Origin of the sequence: Collinsella sp. AM42-18AC, from assembly GCF_003467965.1 — a bacterium.
Taxonomy (GTDB): Bacteria; Actinomycetota; Coriobacteriia; order Coriobacteriales; family Coriobacteriaceae; genus Collinsella.
Window position 1 is genome coordinate 32,949 of the sequence record NZ_QSFY01000006.1, and the last position, 19,373, is coordinate 52,321.

The following is a 19,373-nucleotide window of genomic DNA, read 5'->3' on the forward strand; positions in this document are numbered from 1 at the left end:
GGCCCGTAGATGTCTTCCCAGATGACGGTTATTATCGCCGGTATCGTGCTGGTTGTGGCCATCGTGGTCGCGCTGGTCATCATGCGTCGCGGCGATTCCCGTTTTACCTACGATACGCAGCATGGAACGGCCCCGCGCGCCACCGAGGGCGAGGGCAATACCGCGGCGACCGCCTTTAAGGGCCGCTTTTCCATCCTCACCACGGGTGTGGGCGCGATTTTTGCGGCGCTTGCCGTCAAGCTGTGGGGCATGCAGATGGTCTCGTCGGACTATTACGAAAAGCAGGCTAATAGCAATCAGACGCGCACCGTTACCACACCCGCTGTGCGCGGCCGCATCCTCGACCGCAATGGCGTGGCGCTTGTCCAGAACCGTCCCTCACTTGCTGTCGCGGCCTACCGCGACCTTGCCGAGGATGAGGTTCTGGTTCGCCATCTTGCCAACGTGCTCGGTATGCCCTACGTGGCGGTGCTGCGCAATATTCAGGACAATTCCGAGGGCGCTCAGAGCCTGCATACCATCGCGACGGACGTCCGTCGCTCCACGGTTGCCTATATTCAGGAGCACGCCGGCGAGTTCCCGGGCGTCAAGATTGCCGAGCGTACCGAGCGCCAGTATCCATATGGCGAGACGGCATGCCATATCTTGGGCTATACCGGCACCATTACCTCCGAGCAGCTCGAGGCCCAGAATAAGAAAACCTCTGGTGATGATGCTTCTGCTGGCCGGATTACGTACCAGTCGGGCGATATCGTGGGCCAGGCGGGTGTTGAGAGCTACTACGAAAACCTGCTGCAGGGTATTCGTGGCGAGCAGACCGTCAAGGTCGATGCCTCGGGCAATGTGACCGGTCAGGCCGGCGCCGTGCCCGCCAAGGCCGGCTCCGACATTAAGCTCACGCTCGATCTTAAGATCCAACAGGCCTGTGAGACGGCGCTGGCGAGCGCCATCGAGCTTGCCAAGACCACTGGCTACAGCAATGCCGGCAACGGCGCTGTGGTGTGTCTCGATCCCAACAATGGCGAGATCCTGGGCATGGCGAGCGAGCCCAAGTTCGATCCGTCCGTCTTTATCGGCGGCGTCTCAAATGACGTGTGGACCGAGCTCAATGATGACAAGGGTTCGCACCCGCTGCTCAACCGCGCCATTAGCGGACAGTACATGTCGGCCTCGACCATCAAGCCGCTCTCGGCACTGGCCGGTCTTGAGTTTGGAACCTACACTTCAACGCAGACAACTAACTGCACGGGCTATTGGACGGGCCTGGGCAAGGCTTGGGGCAAGCGCTGCTGGCTGACGTCTGGCCACGGCACCATGACGCTGCAGTCGGGTATCGCCAACTCGTGCGACCCCGTCTTCTACGACATGGGCAAGGCCTTCTTTTATGACGAGCAACATTCCGAGGGCCTGCAGGAGGTCTTTCGTCGCTGGGGCCTAGGCAAGACCTGCGGTATCGATCTGCCGAGTGAGGGCGCGGGCCGTATTCCCGATGCCGAGTGGAAAGAGTCGTACTTTACCGACGCCTCTGCCGAGGACCGCAAGTGGAATGCCGGCGATATGACCAACATTGCCATCGGCCAAGGCGACATCCTGGTGACGCCCCTGCAGATGGCGTGCGCCTATATGGGTCTTGCCAACGGCGGCAAACAGTACGTGCCTCACGTGTTTTTGTCTGCCGTGTCGCGCGATGGCGACGGCGATGCCTATAAGTACAACGGCAAGGGCAAGAAGAAGCGCCTGGAGGCCAAGATCAACAGCGATTCGGATTTGACTCTTGTTCGCAACGGCATGCACGACGTGATTTACACGGCATCGACGTCCCTGGCGGCTCACTTTGGCACCCTGACGCCGCAGGTGTACGGCAAGTCGGGCACGGGCGAGAAAAGCGGCGAGGACGAATACGCGTGGTTCTGCGCCTATGCACCGGCCGATGATCCCAAGTATGTCATCGCTACTGTCCTGGAGCAGGGCGGCGGTGGTTCGGATACCGCGATGCATGTCGTGCGCGACGTGCTCGGCGTGATTTATGACGAGCCCGATACCTCTTCGGCCTCGGGCGATTCTTCGGTTCGATAGGAGGTTGCGATGGATTTTTCTCCGGCGGATCTGTTCCGTTCAACCAAGACCGGCTCTCGCAGCAGCCTGGACCGCGTCAACAAGCAACTTTCGGCCTCGCGCGGTACGTTTCGCCAAAAGGTGCATATCGGTGTGCTGCTGGCTACCGTCGCGCTCGTTGCCTATGGCGCCATCATTATTTGGTCGGCGTCACAGTTTAAGGCCGACGCCTCATTCTCGCGCCACCTGCTGGGCATTGGCATTGGCGCGGTGCTTGCGGTGCTCGTCTGGCGTACCGATCTGCGCGGTATTTCCAATTTTTCGACGGCGTTGCTCGTCATCGACCTGATCGTGATCTTCTCGCCCAAGATTCCGGGTCTGTCCTATACGGGCGGTCTGGGCATGACGGGCTGGATCAAGATTCCCGGTATCGGCTTGACATTCCAGCCGGTCGAGCTTGCCAAGCTCATCACCATCTTCTTTATCGCCACGCTTGGCTCGCAGTATAACGGCCGCATCGATACCGTTCGCGACTACGTCAAGCTCTGCGGCATGCTGTCCATCCCGTTTTTGGCCGTCGTTGCCATGGGCGACCTGGGCTCGGGCCTGGTCGTGCTGGTCTCGGGCGCCATCGTCATCTGCATGAGCGGTGCGCGCCGCGAATGGGTGCTGTCGACCCTGGCCCTGCTTGTGGGCCTGGTGGCCCTCGTCCTGGCGCTCGATTCGGTCTTTGATTCGTTGCTCGGCCACGATGTGCTCATCAAGCAGTATCAGATGAACCGCCTGACGGTCTTTATCGACCCCGATAATGCCGATTCGGACGATGCCTACAACCTGCAGCAGTCGCTTATCGCCGTTGGCTCGGGCGGCTTCTTTGGTAAGGGTTTGGGCCATGCGACGCAGTCGGCCGGCGGCTTTCTGCCTGAGTTCCACACCGACTTTGTCTTCGCCTTCCTATCCGAGACCTTTGGCTTTTGCGGTTCCTTTTTGCTCCTGTGCCTCTACGTGCTGCTGATCTTTTCGACGATTCGCGTCGCCTTTAAGTGTGAGTCGCTGTTCTTGCGTCTTTCGTGTGTGGGCATCGTTGGCATGTGGGCGTTCCAGACCTTCGAAAACATCGGCATGTGCATCGGCATGATGCCGATTACCGGTATTCCGCTACCGTTTATTAGCTTCGGTTCGTCTTCGATGATGATTCAGCTGCTGACAGTGGGTATCGTACAATCCATATGGCGGCATCGTTCGGGCGCCGCGTAACCGCTGGAGGGGTTTGCTATGAAAATTCCCGTAGATAAGCTGACCCGCGCTTTTAAGATGGGCGCGTCCGTTAAGAAGGATTCCGATACGCCGGTGCGCGTCTCGGTCTATCTGGATTCGTCCGCCTCGCGCTTTCTGGCCGAGACGGTGCGTGACGCCTTTGTGCCGCAGACGACCTCGGGCATTGTGCGCGTCGAGCGTCTGGGGGAGGAGCGAATTGCTCCAAAGACCGATACCGATGTGGTACTGGTGCTCTCGTGTGGTTCCGACCGCCTGGAGAGTGCCGTGCAGGAGCTCGTGATCGCCGGCGCGCCCGTGTGCGTGCTTGCCGAGTCTGCTGTGGAGGTGCCGTTTATCGAGGAGTCCACGCCCATGCTCGGCGTGGTGGCGGCAACCGATAAGACGTTTCTGCTCGAGACGCTTGCCCGCTGGATTCTCGATCGCACCGACAAGGAAACGGCTTTTGCGGCGAACTTTGCCTTTATGCGCATCGCGGCGGCCAATCGTATCATCACCTCGTGCGCGCTCACCAATATGGCGACCGGTGCGCTGGTGTTTTTGCCGGGCGCCGATTATCCCGTTATGGCGCTGGCTCAGGTGGGAATGCTCTTTGAGCTCGCTGCCGTCTTTGGACGCGGCATTAAGCCTGAGCGCGGCTACGAGGTCGCGGGCGTGCTTGCCGGCGGTCTTGTGATCCGCGCGGTCACCCGTGCGCTCGTCAAGCAGACGCCGCATATTGGGTTTGCCGTCAAGGCGCTCACTGCTGCCGCGGGCACCTATGGCATGGGCCGTGCGCTCGTTTCGCTCTACGAGCGCGATGTCGACTACAGCCGTGCCAACGAGGTGGTCACTGCCACGTTCTCCCGCGTTCGCGATCTGGTGACCACGGTCGCGGGCGCTATCCGTCCTATGGCGTCCTACCAAGACGCATCCGATCTCGCTGCTTAGGGGTTTTCCGTTGCGCGTTCCGTATCAAGACTGCTTTCATTTAATTGAGCCGCTGCTCGCCAAGGTCGAAAAGCCGAGCCGCTATATCGATCACGAGTGGGGCACGCTTTCCAAGGCCGATGCCGACTACCGTTGCTGCCTGATCTACCCGGATGTGTACGAGGTTGGTCTGCCCAACCAGGGTATCGCCATCCTCTACAACATCCTTAACCAGGCCGAGGGCATCTCCTGCGAGCGTGGCTATGTGCCGTGGCCCGATATGGGTGACGCTATGCGCGAGGCAGGCATTCCGCTGCTCTCGCTCGAGGGTGCAGCGCCGGTCGCTTCGTTTGATATCGTCGGCCTGCATGTGCCGCACGAGATGGCGGTGACGAACTTCCTCGAGGCACTCGACCTCGCTGGCATTCCGCTGTTAGCGGCCGACCGAGGTGAAGACGACCCCATCATCATCGCCGGCGGCCCCTCGGTGTACAACCCCGAGCCGTACGCGGCCTTCTTCGATGCCATCCTCATCGGCGAGGGCGAGGAATCGCTGCTCGAGACCTGCCAGCTGCATCGCCGCCTGCGCGACGAAGGAGTCCCGCGCGCGCAGATTGTTGAGCAGCTTGCATCCATTGCCGGCAACTACGTGCCGTCGCTCTATGAGGTTCGTCACGACGAGCCCTGCTCGCCGCATGGCTACACCGTGCCGCGCGAGGGCAAGGATGCGCCGACCGTGGTCTACAAACGCGTCGTCGAGGATTTCGGCGCCACGAATCCGCTGTCGCAGTCGTGCGTGCCCTATGCGCAGCTGGTCCACGATCGCCTGTCTATCGAGATTCTGCGCGGCTGCGCCCGCGGCTGTCGTTTTTGCCAGGCCGGCATGACGTATCGCCCGGTGCGCGAGCGCTCGGCCGACCAGATCGTCTCGTCGGTGATTCTGGGTCTGGAAAAGACCGGCTATGACGAGGTGTCGCTGACCTCGCTCTCCACGACCGACCACTCCTGCATTCGTGACGTGCTCGGCAGGCTCAACCGTCGCCTGGAGGATACGGGTATTCGCGTGTCTATTCCGTCGCAGCGCCTGGATTCGTTTGGCGTGGATATGGCCGAGTCGGTCGCCGGCGAAAAGAAGGGCGGCCTGACGTTCGCGCCCGAGGCCGGCAGCCAGCGCATGCGCGACATCATTAACAAGAACGTGACCGAGGAGGACCTGGACCGTGCGGCCAAGGCGGCCTTCGAGGCCGGCTGGAACCGCATGAAGCTCTACTTTATGATGGGCCTTCCCGGCGAGCGCGACGAGGACATCGTGGCCATCGCCAATCTGGCCGATCACGTGCTGGAGCTCGGCCGTTCCGTGGTGCCCAAGGCTCGTCGCGGCTCGATCTCGGTGTCGATCTCGGTTTCGGTCTTTATTCCCAAGGCTGCCACGCCGTTCCAGTGGTGCCCGCAGCTCGACTACGACGACGTCAAGCGTCGCCAGAAGCTGCTCATCACGAGCGTTCGCAACCGTGCCGTCCGCGTGCATTACCACGATGCCGAGACCTCGCTCATCGAGGCCGCTCTGTCCCGCGCCGGTCGTGACATGACGCCCGTCATCATCGATGCTTGGCGCGCGGGCTCTCGCTTTGACGCCTGGGTAGAGCATTTCACGCTCGATAACTGGAAGGAGGCTGCTGCCAAAAACGGCATCGACCTCAATGAGCTCGTGCACCTGCCCTACGAGTTGGACTGGCGCCTGCCGTGGGAGCACGTGAGCCCCGGCTGCACGCGCGGCTTCCTCGAGCGCGAGTACCGTCGCTCGCTCGAGGGTGTCACGACTCCCGACTGCACCCGCACGTCGTGCACCGGCTGCGGAATCTGCCCCACGCTCCACGCCAAGAATGTATTGATGGGTGATCGCGCATGAGTGAGCGCCTGACCGACAACCCCACGCTCTTTAGACTTCGCGTTCGCTATGGCAAGCGCGATCGCCTTAAGTACCTGGGCCATCTCGAAGTAATCCATACCATTGAGCGCATCGTGCGCCGTGCGGGACTTCCCTATGCCGTCACGCAGGGCTTCTCTCCGCACATGCGCGTGGGCTTCTCTTCGGCGTTACCGGTGGGTACGTCGTCGACCTGCGAGTGGTATGACCTGTTTATGACCGAGTTTGTGGCGCTCGACGAGGCGTTTGGGCGTCTGGCTGCGGCGTCTCCGACCGATCTGGCGCCCATCGAGGCGGCGTATATCGACGTGCGCACGCCGGCGTTGACGGCGCAACTCACGCGTCTGTCGTATCGCATCGACCTGCACTTGGATCCCGAGGCGCCCGTAAGCGCCGACGAGGTGCGTCGTGCGATCGACACGCTGCGCGCGGACCATGGCATCGACTACGCGCGCGGCAAAAAGAGCAAGCGCTTGGATTTGGATCACACGCTTGTGGGCTATGAGCTCACGGCGGGGGAGCGCCCGGACCATCTGGTGCTTATGCTCGACACCCATGCCGATAACGAGGGCTCCATGCGTCCGGAAATTTTGCTTTCTGCTGCTGATGTTTTGTTGCAGGGCTTGACCCCGGGCGTGGATGCACCTATTGTTTCCACCGGTATGCAAGACCTCGTGACCATCTGCTCCTACGATGTCGAGCGTCAGAATCAAGCATGCGAGGACGACGAGGGCCGACTCGTCAGCCCCATACCTGTGCGAACTTGTGGATTTGCTTCACATACTCGTTGACGGGGGTATTTTCGCCTGCTACTATATTCGGCTGTTGCACTAACTGATGCATGAAGGGCAAGTAAACATGTACGCAATCGTTAACACGGGCGGCAAGCAGTACAAGGTCGCCACCGACGATGTCATCACCGTCGAGAAGATCGAGGGCAATGAGGGCGACAAGGTCACCCTGCCGGTCATCTTCCTCAACGATGGTAAGAAGATCGTCACCGATCCCGACAAGCTGGCCAAGGCCAAGGTTACCGCTCAGATCGTTGAGCAGTTCAAGGGCGAGAAGCAGCTGGTCTTCAAGTTCCACAAGCGCAAGCGCTATCGTCGTCTGAAGGGTCACCGTCAGCAGCTCACCAAGCTGAAGATCGTGAAGGTCCAGGCTACGTCCCGCGCCAAGAAGGCTGTCAAGGCAGAGGCCGAGGCTGTTGCCGAGGCTCCCGTCGCCGAGTAGATTACACTCGTAACGAAAGAGTAGGTATACACAATGGCACACAAAAAAGGACTCGGTTCCTCCCGTAATGGCCGTGACTCCCGCGGTCAGCGCCTTGGCACGAAGCGCTATGCCGGCCAGACGGTAACCACGGGCACGATTCTCGTCCGTCAGCACGGCACTCACATCCACCCGGGTGAGAACGTTGGCCGTGGCAAGGACGACACGCTGTTCGCGCTGGTCGACGGTACCGTTGAGTTCCACAAGGGTATCAAGCACAGGGTCAGCGTACGCCCGCTCGCGAACGCGTAATTCACCCTTCATAGAGCACATATGTGGGAGGCACTTGAGTTTTAGGATTCAAGGGTCTCCCTCTTTTTGTAGGAGGCGATTCTGTTGTCACAGTTCACCGATATCAGCCGCATTAACGTGTGCGGCGGCGACGGCGGAGCCGGATGCATGTCGTTTAGGCGCGAGGCATTTGTCCCCAAGGGCGGCCCCGATGGCGGCGACGGCGGTCGTGGCGGCAATGTCGTCATCCAGGCCGATGCTCAGCTGTCTTCGCTGATCGATTACCGCTTTAAGCATCACTTCCGCGCCGAGCGCGGCACGCACGGGCAGGGTGCCCGTCGTAACGGTAAGAGCGGCGAGGACCTAATTTTGAAGGTTCCTATGGGCACCGTGGTGCGCGAGCTCGACCCCGAGACGCAGACCCCGATGTTCGAGATTGCCGACCTGGTGCATGATGGCGAGCGCGTTGTCGTGGCGCCCGGCGGTGCCGGTGGCCTGGGCAACACGCACTTTGTGACGTCGGTGCGCCGCGCGCCCGCGTTCGCTCAGCTGGGCGAACCGGCCGAGGAGCACTGGATTGAGCTCGAGATGAAGCTTATGGCCGATGCCGCGCTCGTGGGCTTCCCCTCGGTGGGCAAGTCCTCGCTCATCGCGCGCATGAGTGCCGCCCGACCCAAGATCGCCGATTATCCGTTTACCACGCTCGTGCCCAATCTGGGCATGGTGCGTGCCGGTGAGTATTCTTACGTTGTTGCCGACGTTCCTGGTTTGATCGAGGGCGCGAGCGAGGGCAAGGGTCTGGGCCACCAGTTCCTGCGCCACATTGAGCGTACGGCCCTGATCATGCATGTCGTCGACATGACGGGCGGTTTTGAGGATCGCGACCCGGTTGAGGATTACCGCATCATCAACCGTGAGCTCGAGCAGTATGGCGCCGAGCTTTCGGAGCGTCCGCAGATCGTCGTCGCCAACAAGTGCGATGCGCCGGGCACGGCCGACAAGATTGCCGACCTCAAGCGCGCCGCGCTCGACGATGGACATATGTTCTTTGCCGTGTCCGCCGTGACGGGCGCCGGTCTCAACACGCTGATGCTTGCCGTGGGCGAGCAGGTGGCTAAGCTGCGTGCCGAGTTGGCGGTCTCCGCTGAGCCGGTCGATCTGCGCGACGAGGAGTGGGAGCGCCGCCGTCTGCAGCGCGAGAAGCGTTTCCGCATTGTCCAGGAGGAGCCCCATGCCTTCCGTGTGGTTGGTCGCGCGATTGAGCGCATGGTCATCCAGACCGACTGGGAAAACGAGGAAGCTGTCATTTATCTGCAGCACAAGTTTGCGCGTATGGGTGTTGACGACGCGCTCGAGAAGGCCGGTTGCCGTGCGGGCGACGAGGTCCGCATTTGCCAGCGCGCCTTTGACTTTGAGGGCGCCGAGGACTTCTTGGAGTACGAGGAGCTCGAGGACGCTGGTGAGGACGTTGCCGTTGAGGCCATTGACGTGGCCGATGCTGCGGATGAGGGCGTCGAGGCTATCGATGCGGCTGATGCCGCGGACGATGCCGAGACCTCGGAGGGCGAGTAAGCCATGTCGCTGCGCGGTGGAATCGGTTTGCCCGAGCTGCCCATAAAAGAGGGCAAAGAGTTTCGGCTTGGCATTATGGGCGGCACCTTCGACCCGATTCATTACGGGCACCTGGTGACTGCCGAGCAGGCGCGCGAGTCGCTCGACTTGGACGCCGTGCTCTTTATGCCGGCGGGCTCTCCCGCCTTTAAGCTTGACAAGCCGGTTACGCCTGCCGAGGACCGTTATGCCATGACGGTCCTCGCCACCGCCGCGAACCCGGCCTTTTTGGCGAGCCGGTTCGAGATTGACCGTCCGGGCGTAACCTATACGGCCGATACGCTTCATGCCCTTCGCGACTTTTACCCGCCGCAGGTAAAGCTCTACTTTATTACGGGCGCCGATGCGATTATCGATATTGTGACCTGGCATGATGCCGAACGAATCGCTGAGCTTGCTACCTTTATTGCGGCGACGCGACCGGGCTTTGATATCGATACGGCGCGTGCCCGAATCAAAGAGTCGGGGCTGCCGTTCGACGTGCGCTATATTCAGATTCCGGCGCTGGCGATCAGCTCGACGAACATTCGTAAGCGAGTTGCCCGCGGCATGAGCGTGCGCTATCTTACGAGCGAGTCCGTGCTCGGCTACATTCGCAAGCGCAGGCTATATGCCGATTTGGGCCAAGAAGATTTTGAGTGATGGGGGCTACGTTGTCGGTAGAGGATCAGTTTGAGGGCGATGAGCGCGCGCTGCTCAAGCGCATTCAAGAACTGCTCGATGTTCGCATGAAAGATAAGCGCAAGCGCTATGTGCATTCGCTGGGTGTTGCCGAGACCGCACTTCATCTGGCCGAGGTCTACGGCGTTGACCGCTTTGATGCGGCTGCCGCCGGCTTAATTCACGATTGGGACAAGGTTCTTTCCGATGACGAGCTCGTGGCCCGCGCGCTTCACTATGGCATCAAGGTTGCCGGCTCTCCTTCCGCTGCGATGCCGCTTTTGCATGGCCCTGTTGCCGCCTATGAGCTTCCGCAGCTTTTTCCCGAGCTGTCGCCGGCTGTTTTCCAGGCTGTCGACCGTCACACCGTGGGTGCCTGCGACATGACGCCGCTCGATATGGTGGTCTTTGTGGCAGATGCCATCGAGCCCAACCGTCACGGCGACTATGCCCATGCGCTGCGCAAGATGGTGGGGGAGTCGACGCTTGACGAGTTGTTCTTCTCCTGTTTTGCGCAGGGTCTGGTCTATGTGATCCAGTCCGGGCGCTATCTTTATCCCACGGCTATTACGATTTACAACCATTACGCCCAGCTGCGCTAGCTCGGGTGTGTCTAGAAAGAGGTATTCCATGGCCGACGAGACCATGACTGACGAGCAGATTCTTGAAGGTGTGGAGCACAAGAGTTTCGTTGCCACGTCCGACCGCACCGCCGCCTCGCTGTCCGCGAGCGGTGTCGCCGCCGAGGATGTCGCCCGCGCCGCCGCGCAGGCCGCCTACGACAAGAAGGGCGAGGACGTGCAGGTGCTCGACCTGACCGAGCTTTCCGACGTGTGCGACTACTTTGTGCTTGCCACCGGTACCAACAACCGCCAGGTCGATTCGATCGTCGACGAGATCGAGGAGAAGGTCGCCGAGGCTTGCGGCGAGCATCCGTTCTCCATCGAGGGCCGCGAGCAGAAGACCTGGATGCTCATGGACTACGGCTCGGTTGTCGTCCACGTCTTCACTCCCGAAGCCCGCGACTTCTACCGCCTAGAAAAGCTCTGGGGTGACGCCCCCCAGCTCCCCCTCAATCTCCTCTAGTAGCTCATTTGATACGGGGCTTTTTAGCTAGCTTCGCGCATTTCGCCGGGCAGTTGCGGTTTTCCGCACCTGCCCGGCTTTCTTTTTGCCTAAAGGCGGTTAATCGTTGAAGCGGGATTGGCGGCCGAAAGATAGGGCGGTGTCGCCGAACTTGTCTCGGACGGCGTCGATAGCGACCGAGAGGTCGCGACGGTCGCTTGATTGGGCTCCGCGGTCGTCGACTTCGCAGAACAGGTCGGTCTGGATGCCGCCTTGGTGGTCGAAGTCGCTCATGCCGATGCCCGCTAAGCGAACATGCATGCCTTCCTGCCAGATGTTGTCGAGCAGTTCGAGTGCAACCGCCACGAAGATGTTCTCATCGTCGGTCGGATGAGGCAGCCGGCGCTGTGCCGTACGCCCGCTGCCATACGAATACTTAAGCTTGAGCGTTACCGTGCCGCCCGTCAGTCCCTGACGGCGCAGGCGGCGTCCAACCGACTCACCCAGCAGCGCAATCGCCGCTTCGATGTCCCCGCGCTCAGTCAAATCTTTCGCAAAGGTGCGCTCATTGCTCACCGATTTAACCTCACGCTCTTCATCGAGACTTGTGACTTCGGAGATTTCGAGTCCCAGCGCACGCTGGCGCATGCGTTCGCCGTTGACGCCAAAAATAGAGGCCAAGGTGGATTCCGGTGCACGTGATAGCTCGCCGAGGGTGTAGATGCGCATGCGGCGCAGTCGTTCCTCGGCCGAGCGCCCGATGCCGCTCATGGCAGACACTGGTAGCGCGGCCAAAAAGCGCTGTTCCGTCCCGGGGCGCACAATCGTCAATCCAAACGGCTTGTCACGCTCGCTTGCGATCTTTGCGACCGTCTTGTTGCAGCCCACGCCAATGGAGCAGGTCACTCCCAGCGCTGCCACGCGGTCGCTTATACGCCGCGCAACCAGTCGCGGGTCTTCGGGCGCAAAGCGACCCGGTGTGATATCGATAAAGGCTTCGTCGATGGATACGCGCTCTACGCGCGGCGTTTCCTCGGCAAGAATCGCCATGACCTGCGCGCTCACCTCGCGGTAGCGATCAAAGTGCCCGTGCGTCCAAATGGCTTGCGGGCACAAGCGCCGCGCCTCGGCCGAGGCCATGGCAGAGTGCACGCCAAAGCGACGCGCCTCATACGAACACGTGGACACGACGCCACGCGAATCGGCGTCTCCGCCCACGATGAGCGGCTTACCGCGCCATTCGGGATGATCGAGCATCTCCACGCTCGCAAAAAACGCATCGAGGTCCATGAGGCCCACCGCCGGACCCGTCCAGGGAGGCGGCGTGACGCCCATGGCATCCTCATAACCGTATGTATGTTCGCGTATTTCCATGTCATGAGTATACCGCGCAGCTCATGTGGGGTGCGTGTATGTGCTTGCAAATCCCGAATTCTTGTCTAAGATATGGATTTGCCCTCGACTACACCGAAGAAGTTGGTCTCACGGACTTCACCTGCCCGCGTCGATGGCGTATTATGTTCAACTGTTTGTTTGTAGTTGCAGCCTAAAGCTGCTTGGTTGGAGGAGTTTCCTTTGGCAGTCAAGATTCGCCTTGCTCGTCACGGCGCTAAGAAGCGTCCGTACTACCGTGTCGTCGTCGCCGATTCCCGCGCCCCGCGTGACGGTCGTATCATCGAGGAGGTTGGCCGCTACAACCCGATGACCGCCCCCAAGACCATCAACCTCGACCTCGAGAAGATCGCCGACTGGCAGTCCAAGGGCGCTCAGCTCACCGACGCCGTCGCCGCTTTGGTCAAGGCCGCCAACGAGGGCGAGAAGACCGAGACCGTCGTCAAGAAGTCCAAGAAGCAGCTCGCCAAAGAGGCTGAGGCCGCTAAGGCTGCCGCTGAGGCCGCTGAGGGCGCCGAGGAGTAAATCGTGCCTGAGGTTGACGCTGCACAGCTCGAGGGTGAGGCAATGCTCTCAGATCGCATCGCCGATCTCGTCGAATATCTCGTTGTTCAGATCGTCGACGACCCGGATTCCGTGAGCCTTGAGGTCATCGATGGTGACGACGCCTCTACGATTGAGGTTTCTGTCGCCGAGGATGACGTCGCTAAGGTCATCGGCCGTCGTGGCCGTACCATCAAGGCCATTCGCACGCTCGCCCGTGCACTGGCCGCTCGCCTCGACACTGCTGTCGAGGTAGAGGTTCTGGGCTAGGACCTTGAGGTCCCAGTACAAAAACATCGCCCGTGTGGTCAAGCCGCACGGAAGGAAGGGGGAGGTCCTCGCGCAGCCGCTGCGGGGGCTTCCTTCTGTATTAGAGCCGGGTATGCGCGTCGCCCTGACGCCGCCGGCGCTCAAGCGCGACCGCTTTTGCACGGTCGTGTCCGTCACCGATACGGGCGATGGCGATCTGGTCTCGTTTGAGGGCATTGACGACTTGACGGCCGCCGAGGGCATCACGGGATGCTATGTGTTGACAAATCGTGACGATTTTGAACTCGATTCACTCGACGCCGCCTATACCGACCTGATGGGTCGCGAGGTGGTCGACGAGCGCTTCGGTTCACTCGGCACGATCGTCGAGATCATGTCGACGCCCGCTAACGATGTTTGGGTTGTCGAGGGTGATCGGTACGGCGAGGTACTGATTCCCGTGATCGAGCAGGTTGTGCTCGATCTTCCCGACACAGGAACAATTTCCGTCCACGTTATGGACGGCCTGATCGATATGGACAAGTAGGGAGGACAACATGCTGATTGAGACCCTTTCGGTCTTTCCCGAGATGTTTGAGCCCGTCATGTCCACATCGATTTTGGGCCGCGCCCGCAAGGCCGGCCTTTTTGATTTTAAGGCGTATAACCTGCGCGACTGGACGCACGACCGCCATCGTACCGTCGATGACGAGCCGTACGGCGGCGGGCAGGGCATGCTCATGAAGGTCGAGCCTATTGCCGAGGCCATCGAGGCTATTAGCTCCGAGGGTCCTAAGCCCACCGTGGTGTTTTTTACCCCCTGTGGCGAGCCCTTTACACAGCATGTGGCCGAGCGCCTGCTCAAAAGCGAGCGCTTGCTGTTTGTGTGCAGCCGTTACGAGGGTGTCGACGAGCGTGCCTATGCGTATGCCGACGAGCGCCTGTCGATCGGCGATTACGTGCTCACGGGCGGCGAGCTTCCCGCTATGGTCGTTGCCGATGCCGTCGTACGCCTGATTCCCGGCGCCCTTGGTGACGAGATGAGCAACGTGGACGAGTCGTTCTCGACCGCCGAGGACGGAGGCCTGCTCGAGTATGCGCAGTACACTCGCCCTGCTGAATTCAACGGCGAGGGCGTGCCGCCGGTGCTCGTGAGCGGTGACCATGCCAAGGTTGACGCCTGGCGCCGTAAGAATGCCATCGAGCGCACCTGCCGCTGGCGTCCCGACCTGATCGAGACGGCACGGCTTACGCCCCAGGAGCGCGCATACGCGCAGGAGATTCTGGACGCTTCGTATTCGCAGAGCGAGGAGTGAGAATGGTTCCATCGCAGCATTCCGCGTTGAGGGGCGCTTTTGAGTGGGTCGCGGTCATCGCGATCGCGCTCGTGGCCACCTTCCTGATCCGCACCTTTGTGGTCGAGCCCTTTGTGGTACCCACCGGCTCCATGGAGGACACGATCGAGATTGGCGACCAGATCCTGGCACAAAAGGTGAGCCTCGAGCTCGGTCAGCCCGTCAAACAGGGTGATATCGTGGTGTTCCACAACCCCGATGCCACTTCCGAGCATGATGTTCTTGTCAAGCGTGTTATTGCCACGGCCGGCCAGACGGTCGACCTGCAGGACGGCAAGGTGGTCGTTGACGGCCAAGCGCTCGACGAGGACTATACGACGGGCATGAGCTGGCCGCTTTCGGTCCAAGCGCCTGGCGCCCAGGTGAGTTATCCCTACACCGTCCCCGACGGGTGCGTGTGGGTGATGGGCGACAACCGCGAAAACTCTGCCGACTCGCGCTACTTTGGTCCCGTCGATCGCTCTGATTTGATCGCTGTGGCGCTTGTGCGCTACTGGCCGCTCAACCGCATCGGCGCTATCGACTAAAAACCGCTATAGTACAGTACCTAACCGTGTAATCGTTTCGACGAGGGGATATTAGAGGCATGAACGCTTCATCGCTTTCCTTCCAAGACATCATCCTGCGCCTCCAGCAGTACTGGGGCGAGCAGGGCTGCGTCATTATGCAGCCCTATGACTCCGAGGTCGGTGCCGGTACCTTCCATACCGCGACCACGCTGCGCTCGCTCGGTCCCGCCGAATGGCGCACCTGCTATGCGCAGCCCTGCCGCCGTCCCGCCGACGGCCGCTACGGCGAGAACCCTAACCGCATGCAGCACTACTATCAGTTCCAGGTGCTCATTAAGCCCTCTCCGGTTAATGCTCAGGAGCTTTACCTGGGGTCTCTTGCTGCCATTGGCCTGGACCCCAACGACCATGACGTCCGTTTTGTCGAGGACGACTGGGAGAGCCCGACGCTGGGCGCCTGGGGCCTTGGCTGGGAGGTCTGGCTCAACGGCATGGAGGTCACGCAGTTCACGTACTTCCAGCAGGTGGGCGGTATCGAGGTCGACCCCGTGCCCGTCGAGATAACCTATGGCCTGGAGCGTATCGCCATGTACGCTCAGGGCGTCAACTCGGTCTACGATCTGGTGTGGAGCTATCTGCCCGACGGCACGCCCATGACCTACGGCGACGTGTTCCTCGAGAACGAGCGCGAGTTCAGTGCCTATAACTTTGAGGTCGCCAACGTCGAGATGATGCGTCAGAAGTTTGACGACTACGAGGCCGAGTGCCATTCCTGCCTGGAGCGCAAGCTGCCGTTGCCGGCGTACGACTGTGTCATGAAGTGCAGCCACGCCTTCAACCTGCTCGATGCCCGCGGCGCCCTGTCCGCGGTCGAGCGTGCCAACTACATCCTGCGCGTCCGCGCCGTCGCCAAGGCGTGCTGCGAGGCCTACATGGCCGAGGTCGCCGGAGTCAACGAGAATGCCGACCAGGAAGGCGAGGTGGCGTAAGCCATGGCAGACGCTAAGGATTTCCTGTTTGAGATCGGTACGGAGGAAATGCCCTCTGCACCGCTGAACAATGCCGTCAAGCAGCTTGGTACCATGATCGCCAAGGGTCTCGACGAGGCCGGTCTGGCCCACGGCGAGGTCCGCGTGATCTCGAGCCCGCGTCGCCTGGCTGCGCTCGTTGCCGACGTTGCCACCGCGACCGATGAGGTTCACGAGGTCAAGCGTGGCCCCGCGGCAAACATCGCCTTCGACGCTGACGGTAACGCCACCAAGGCCGCCCAGGGCTTCGCCCGCAAGTGCGGTGTGGCTGCCGAGGATCTGGTCCGTCGCGAGGACACCGACGGCCGCGAGTACGTCTTTGCCGAGAAGAATATCCCTTCCGCACCGGCTACGCCGATTCTGACCGCTCTGTGCGAGAAGACCATCGCCGGCCTGCAGTGGCCCAACTACCGCTCTCAGCGCTGGGGCCACGAGCACGCGACCTTTGTTCGTCCGGTCCGTTGGATCTGCTGCCTTCTGGGCGAGGATGTTGTGCCCGTGTCGTTTGCCGACGTGACGAGTGGCAACACCACGCGTGGCCATCGCGTGCTTGGCCCCGGTGACCATGTGGTCGCCAGCCCCGCTGTTTACGAGCAGGTGCTCGAGGATGCCGGCGTGCTTTCTGCCGAGCGCCGTCGCGAGGCGATTCTCGCCGGTATCGCCGAGGTCGAGGCCGCTCGCCCCGGCTGCCATGTCGATACGCCCAAGAAGGTCTTTGAGGAGGTCATTAACCTCTGCGAGTGGCCGACGGTGCTCGTCGGTACTTTCGACGAGGAGTTCCTCAAGGTCCCGCACGAGATTATCTGCGAGTCCATGCTCACCAACCAGCGCTACTTCCCGATCTATGACGGCGAGGGCAAGCTGACGCGTGAGTTCGTGGTCGTCTCCAACAGCAAGCCCGAGAACGCCGAGCGAGTGATCGACGGTAACGAGCGCGTCGTGCGCGCCCGTCTGGACGACGCTAAGTTCTTCTACGAGGAGGACCTGAAGATCTCCCTCGACGAGTTCCGTGAGCGTCTGTCCAAGGTTGCCTTCCAGGAGAAGCTCGGTAGCGTGCTCGCCAAGTCCGAGCGCATCGAGCAGCTCGCGCTCGCTATCGCCCGCGAGGCTCACCTGGGCGCCCATCTTGCCGCCGACGCTGCTCGCGCCGCACACCTGTGCAAGGCAGACCTGGTGTCCAACGCCGTCGTCGAGTTCACGAGCCAGCAGGGCGTGATGGGCGGTTATTACGCGACCGCGATGGGGGAGAACGACGAGGTCGCCCATGCTATTCGCGATCACTATCGTCCCCGTTTTGCCGGTGACGAGCTGCCCGAGGGCACCGCTGGCTGCATCGTGGCCTGCGCCGACAAGCTCGATACCATCGCCGGTATCTTTGCCATCGGCGAGCCCCCGACCGGCTCCTCCGACCCCTACGCGCTGCGTCGTGCCGCTATCGGCATTATCAACATTCTGCGCGACCGTCTGCCGATCGACCCCACGTCGCTCATCGACTTTGCCCTCGAACTCTACAGTGAGCAGGGCATTGAGTTCGACGCCGCCGAGGTCGCCCAGCAGGTTCGTGACTTCTTCCATGGCCGCCTGGTGAGCATGGCCCGCGACGAAAAGATTCCGGCCGATACCGTCGCCGCCGTCTCCGCGGTGCACATCATCGCCCCGTCCGTCTTCTTCGCCCGCTGCGCCGCCCTCGACGAGGCCCGCAAGAACGACGCTGAGACGTTCGACAACCTGGCGACCGCCTATGCCCGCGCCGCGCATATCTCCAAGCCCGAGCTGGGTGCGGAGTATGACCGCAGCCTGATGGGCGAGGTCGAGCTTGCGCTCGCCGACGCCTCCGAGGCTGCTCAGACCGCCGTCGATGCCGCCCTTGCTGCCGAGGACTACCCGGCCGCATTTGCCGCCCTCGCCGCCCTGCGCGCGCCCATCGACCGTTTCTTCGATGAGGTCATGGTCATGGACAAGGACGAGCAGCTTCGCGATAATCGCCTTAAGCTGCTCAACCGCTTCGAGGCCGTTTTCTCCGGCATTGCCAACATCGGTGAGCTTGCCCGCAAAAAGTAAGCCAGCCTGCGCATAAGCGCAAAAGGAGCCCCGCATGGATTGCCCGGTCACCGCTCGTCCCACCGTTATCGTTATCTCCGACTCGCTCGGCGATACCGCTTGTGAGGTGGTGCTTGCGGCGTCCGGGCAATTTGATGAAGGGGCTTTTCGCGTTTTGCGCCTGCCCAAGGTGACCTCCGTGGAGCAGGTCAAGTCATTTGTGGGGCCGCGCGTCGATGCCGACCATCGCGATGTCGCCGTGTTCCATACCATTGTCGATCCGGCGCTTCGCGCCCGCGTGCTCGATTACCTGGGTATGCTGCATATCCGTTCGGTCGACCTGATCGGCCCGACGCTTGCCGTGCTGTCGTCGCTCATCGGTGTGCCGCCCAAGTGCGTTGCGGGCGTGATTCACAAGACCGATGACCGCTATTTCCATCGTATCGAGGCCATGGAGTATTTCGTTGAGCACGATGACGGTCGTGGTTGCGACGATCTGTCGGGTGCCGATATCGTGCTGCTGGGTGTGTCGCGTACATCCAAGACGCCGCTGTCGATGTATTTAGCCTATCAGGGCTACAAGGTCGCCAATGTCCCACTGGCGCATGGCATGGAGCCGCCCAAGTCGATTTACGAGGTTGACCCGATGCACCTGTTCGGCCTGATTTCGACCGTCGACGTTATTTCTGAGATTCGCGATAGCCGCTTGGGCGATGACTACGCCCGTGCCGTTGCCGGCTCCTATGCCGAGCCTGAGAGCGTGCGCAGCGAGCTTGAGGAAGCTCGTGCCCTCATGAAGCGCTTAGGCTGCTTTGTTGTGCGTACCGACGGCAAAGCCATCGAGGAAAGCGCTGCCGAGATCATTGCTCACCTCGAAGAGATTCAAGAGGCAAGAGCCCGCCGTGCCGCCCGCCGCGCTCAACAAAAGTAGCTCACTTGGGACAAGGTTGTTTGGGTAGCTAATTTGGGACGGGGCTCTTTTAGCTAACCAAAGAGAATACTTGGAAATAATGCTGATAAATGGTAAAGCGATTTAGCAAAAACATCGCATCCGACCTGCACTTTCCTTGTAGTGGTATCTTCATAAGGTAACCACCTTTACCTACCGTTTACCGCCATATTTATCACGTTTACCAACCCCCGCGCCCTCTGCGCAAGCCCGCTCAATGCCCGCCGTATAGTACCCTCACGGCCCGCATCCGGCGGGTCGATTCGTTACCACGGTCGTGCGCGTAAGCGCATGGAAGGGGAA

The 19,373-nt window shown here is 61.1% G+C and carries 20 protein-coding genes; 19 read left to right on the top strand and 1 reads right to left on the bottom strand.

All coding sequences use genetic code 11. From position 1 onward, the window contains the following. Positions 1–9: 9 nt before the first annotated feature. From mrdA to rsfS, 11 genes are all read left to right on the top strand, one after another. Positions 10–2,076: a penicillin-binding protein 2 gene (gene mrdA / locus DW913_RS04715; protein WP_117797749.1), complete on the top strand. Its 2,067-nt coding sequence runs from the start codon at positions 10–12 to the stop codon at positions 2,074–2,076. 9 nt (positions 2,077–2,085) lie between these two features. Further along, positions 2,086–3,312, top strand: a complete 1,227-nt coding sequence (locus DW913_RS04720; RefSeq protein ID WP_055249988.1) for an FtsW/RodA/SpoVE family cell cycle protein — start codon at positions 2,086–2,088, stop codon at positions 3,310–3,312. Positions 3,313–3,330: 18 nt separating this feature from the next. After that, the gene (locus tag DW913_RS04725) at positions 3,331–4,260 is read left to right on the top strand and encodes a YcjF family protein (RefSeq protein WP_117797750.1); all 930 of its coding nucleotides are present in this window, start codon (positions 3,331–3,333) and stop codon (positions 4,258–4,260) included. 10 nt (positions 4,261–4,270) lie between these two features. Beyond that, positions 4,271–6,148 carry a TIGR03960 family B12-binding radical SAM protein gene (locus DW913_RS04730; RefSeq protein ID WP_117797751.1) on the top strand — a complete coding sequence of 626 codons (1,878 nt, stop codon included), beginning with the start codon at positions 4,271–4,273 and terminating at the stop codon, positions 6,146–6,148. Beyond that, positions 6,145–6,957 carry a TIGR03936 family radical SAM-associated protein gene (locus tag DW913_RS04735; protein WP_117797752.1) on the top strand — a complete coding sequence of 271 codons (813 nt, stop codon included), beginning with the start codon at positions 6,145–6,147 and terminating at the stop codon, positions 6,955–6,957. The genes DW913_RS04730 and DW913_RS04735 overlap by 4 nt, the downstream gene beginning before the upstream one ends. A gap of 67 nt (positions 6,958–7,024) precedes the next feature. Beyond that, positions 7,025–7,399, top strand: coding sequence for a 50S ribosomal protein L21 (gene rplU, locus DW913_RS04740; protein WP_035138585.1), 375 nt, complete (start codon positions 7,025–7,027; stop codon positions 7,397–7,399). Between the two features lie 33 nt (positions 7,400–7,432). After that, entirely contained in the window at positions 7,433–7,690 is a 258-nt protein-coding gene (gene rpmA / locus DW913_RS04745) for a 50S ribosomal protein L27 (RefSeq protein ID WP_006236075.1), read from the top strand. A gap of 84 nt (positions 7,691–7,774) precedes the next feature. After that, positions 7,775–9,241 (top strand): GTPase ObgE, encoded by a 1,467-nt coding sequence (obgE, locus tag DW913_RS04750; protein WP_199580762.1) that lies wholly within the window; start codon positions 7,775–7,777, stop codon positions 9,239–9,241. Between the two features lie 3 nt (positions 9,242–9,244). Beyond that, positions 9,245–9,922 (top strand): nicotinate-nucleotide adenylyltransferase, encoded by a 678-nt coding sequence (gene nadD, locus DW913_RS04755; RefSeq protein WP_117637231.1) that lies wholly within the window; start codon positions 9,245–9,247, stop codon positions 9,920–9,922. Between the two features lie 86 nt (positions 9,923–10,008). Then, a complete protein-coding gene (gene yqeK / locus DW913_RS04760; protein WP_199580770.1) occupies positions 10,009–10,542 on the top strand; it encodes a bis(5'-nucleosyl)-tetraphosphatase (symmetrical) YqeK in 534 nt (177 codons plus the stop codon). 28 nt (positions 10,543–10,570) lie between these two features. Next, positions 10,571–11,026, top strand: a complete 456-nt coding sequence (gene rsfS, locus DW913_RS04765) for a ribosome silencing factor (protein ID WP_035138582.1) — start codon at positions 10,571–10,573, stop codon at positions 11,024–11,026. 99 nt (positions 11,027–11,125) lie between these two features. Here rsfS and dinB read toward each other — a convergent pair whose 3' ends face one another. After that, on the bottom strand, positions 11,126–12,379 hold the full coding sequence (dinB, locus tag DW913_RS04770; RefSeq protein ID WP_117797755.1) for a DNA polymerase IV: 1,254 nt from the start codon (positions 12,377–12,379) through the stop codon (positions 11,126–11,128). A gap of 201 nt (positions 12,380–12,580) precedes the next feature. Here dinB and rpsP point away from each other — a divergent pair, with 201 nt between their 5' ends. From rpsP to DW913_RS04810, 8 genes are read left to right on the top strand one after another with little or no spacing between them, the layout of a single operon-like run. Next, positions 12,581–12,922 (top strand): 30S ribosomal protein S16, encoded by a 342-nt coding sequence (gene rpsP / locus DW913_RS04775; RefSeq protein WP_022094749.1) that lies wholly within the window; start codon positions 12,581–12,583, stop codon positions 12,920–12,922. A 42-nt stretch (positions 12,923–12,964) separates the two neighbouring features. Continuing rightward, the gene (locus DW913_RS04780) at positions 12,965–13,210 is read left to right on the top strand and encodes a KH domain-containing protein (RefSeq protein ID WP_171021534.1); all 246 of its coding nucleotides are present in this window, start codon (positions 12,965–12,967) and stop codon (positions 13,208–13,210) included. Between the two features lie 4 nt (positions 13,211–13,214). Continuing rightward, entirely contained in the window at positions 13,215–13,736 is a 522-nt protein-coding gene (rimM, locus tag DW913_RS04785; protein WP_117797756.1) for a ribosome maturation factor RimM, read from the top strand. A 10-nt stretch (positions 13,737–13,746) separates the two neighbouring features. Further along, complete coding sequence (gene trmD / locus DW913_RS04790; RefSeq protein WP_055250008.1) at positions 13,747–14,505, top strand: tRNA (guanosine(37)-N1)-methyltransferase TrmD; 759 nt, start codon at positions 13,747–13,749, stop codon at positions 14,503–14,505. Between the two features lie 2 nt (positions 14,506–14,507). Beyond that, positions 14,508–15,071 (top strand): signal peptidase I, encoded by a 564-nt coding sequence (lepB, locus tag DW913_RS04795; protein WP_055250011.1) that lies wholly within the window; start codon positions 14,508–14,510, stop codon positions 15,069–15,071. Positions 15,072–15,130: 59 nt separating this feature from the next. After that, positions 15,131–16,042 (top strand): glycine--tRNA ligase subunit alpha, encoded by a 912-nt coding sequence (locus DW913_RS04800; RefSeq protein ID WP_006236091.1) that lies wholly within the window; start codon positions 15,131–15,133, stop codon positions 16,040–16,042. A gap of 3 nt (positions 16,043–16,045) precedes the next feature. Beyond that, positions 16,046–18,142 (top strand): glycine--tRNA ligase subunit beta, encoded by a 2,097-nt coding sequence (glyS, locus tag DW913_RS04805; protein WP_117797757.1) that lies wholly within the window; start codon positions 16,046–16,048, stop codon positions 18,140–18,142. 34 nt (positions 18,143–18,176) lie between these two features. After that, entirely contained in the window at positions 18,177–19,052 is an 876-nt protein-coding gene (locus DW913_RS04810; protein ID WP_117797758.1) for a pyruvate, water dikinase regulatory protein, read from the top strand. The last annotated feature ends 321 nt before the right edge of the window (positions 19,053–19,373 follow it).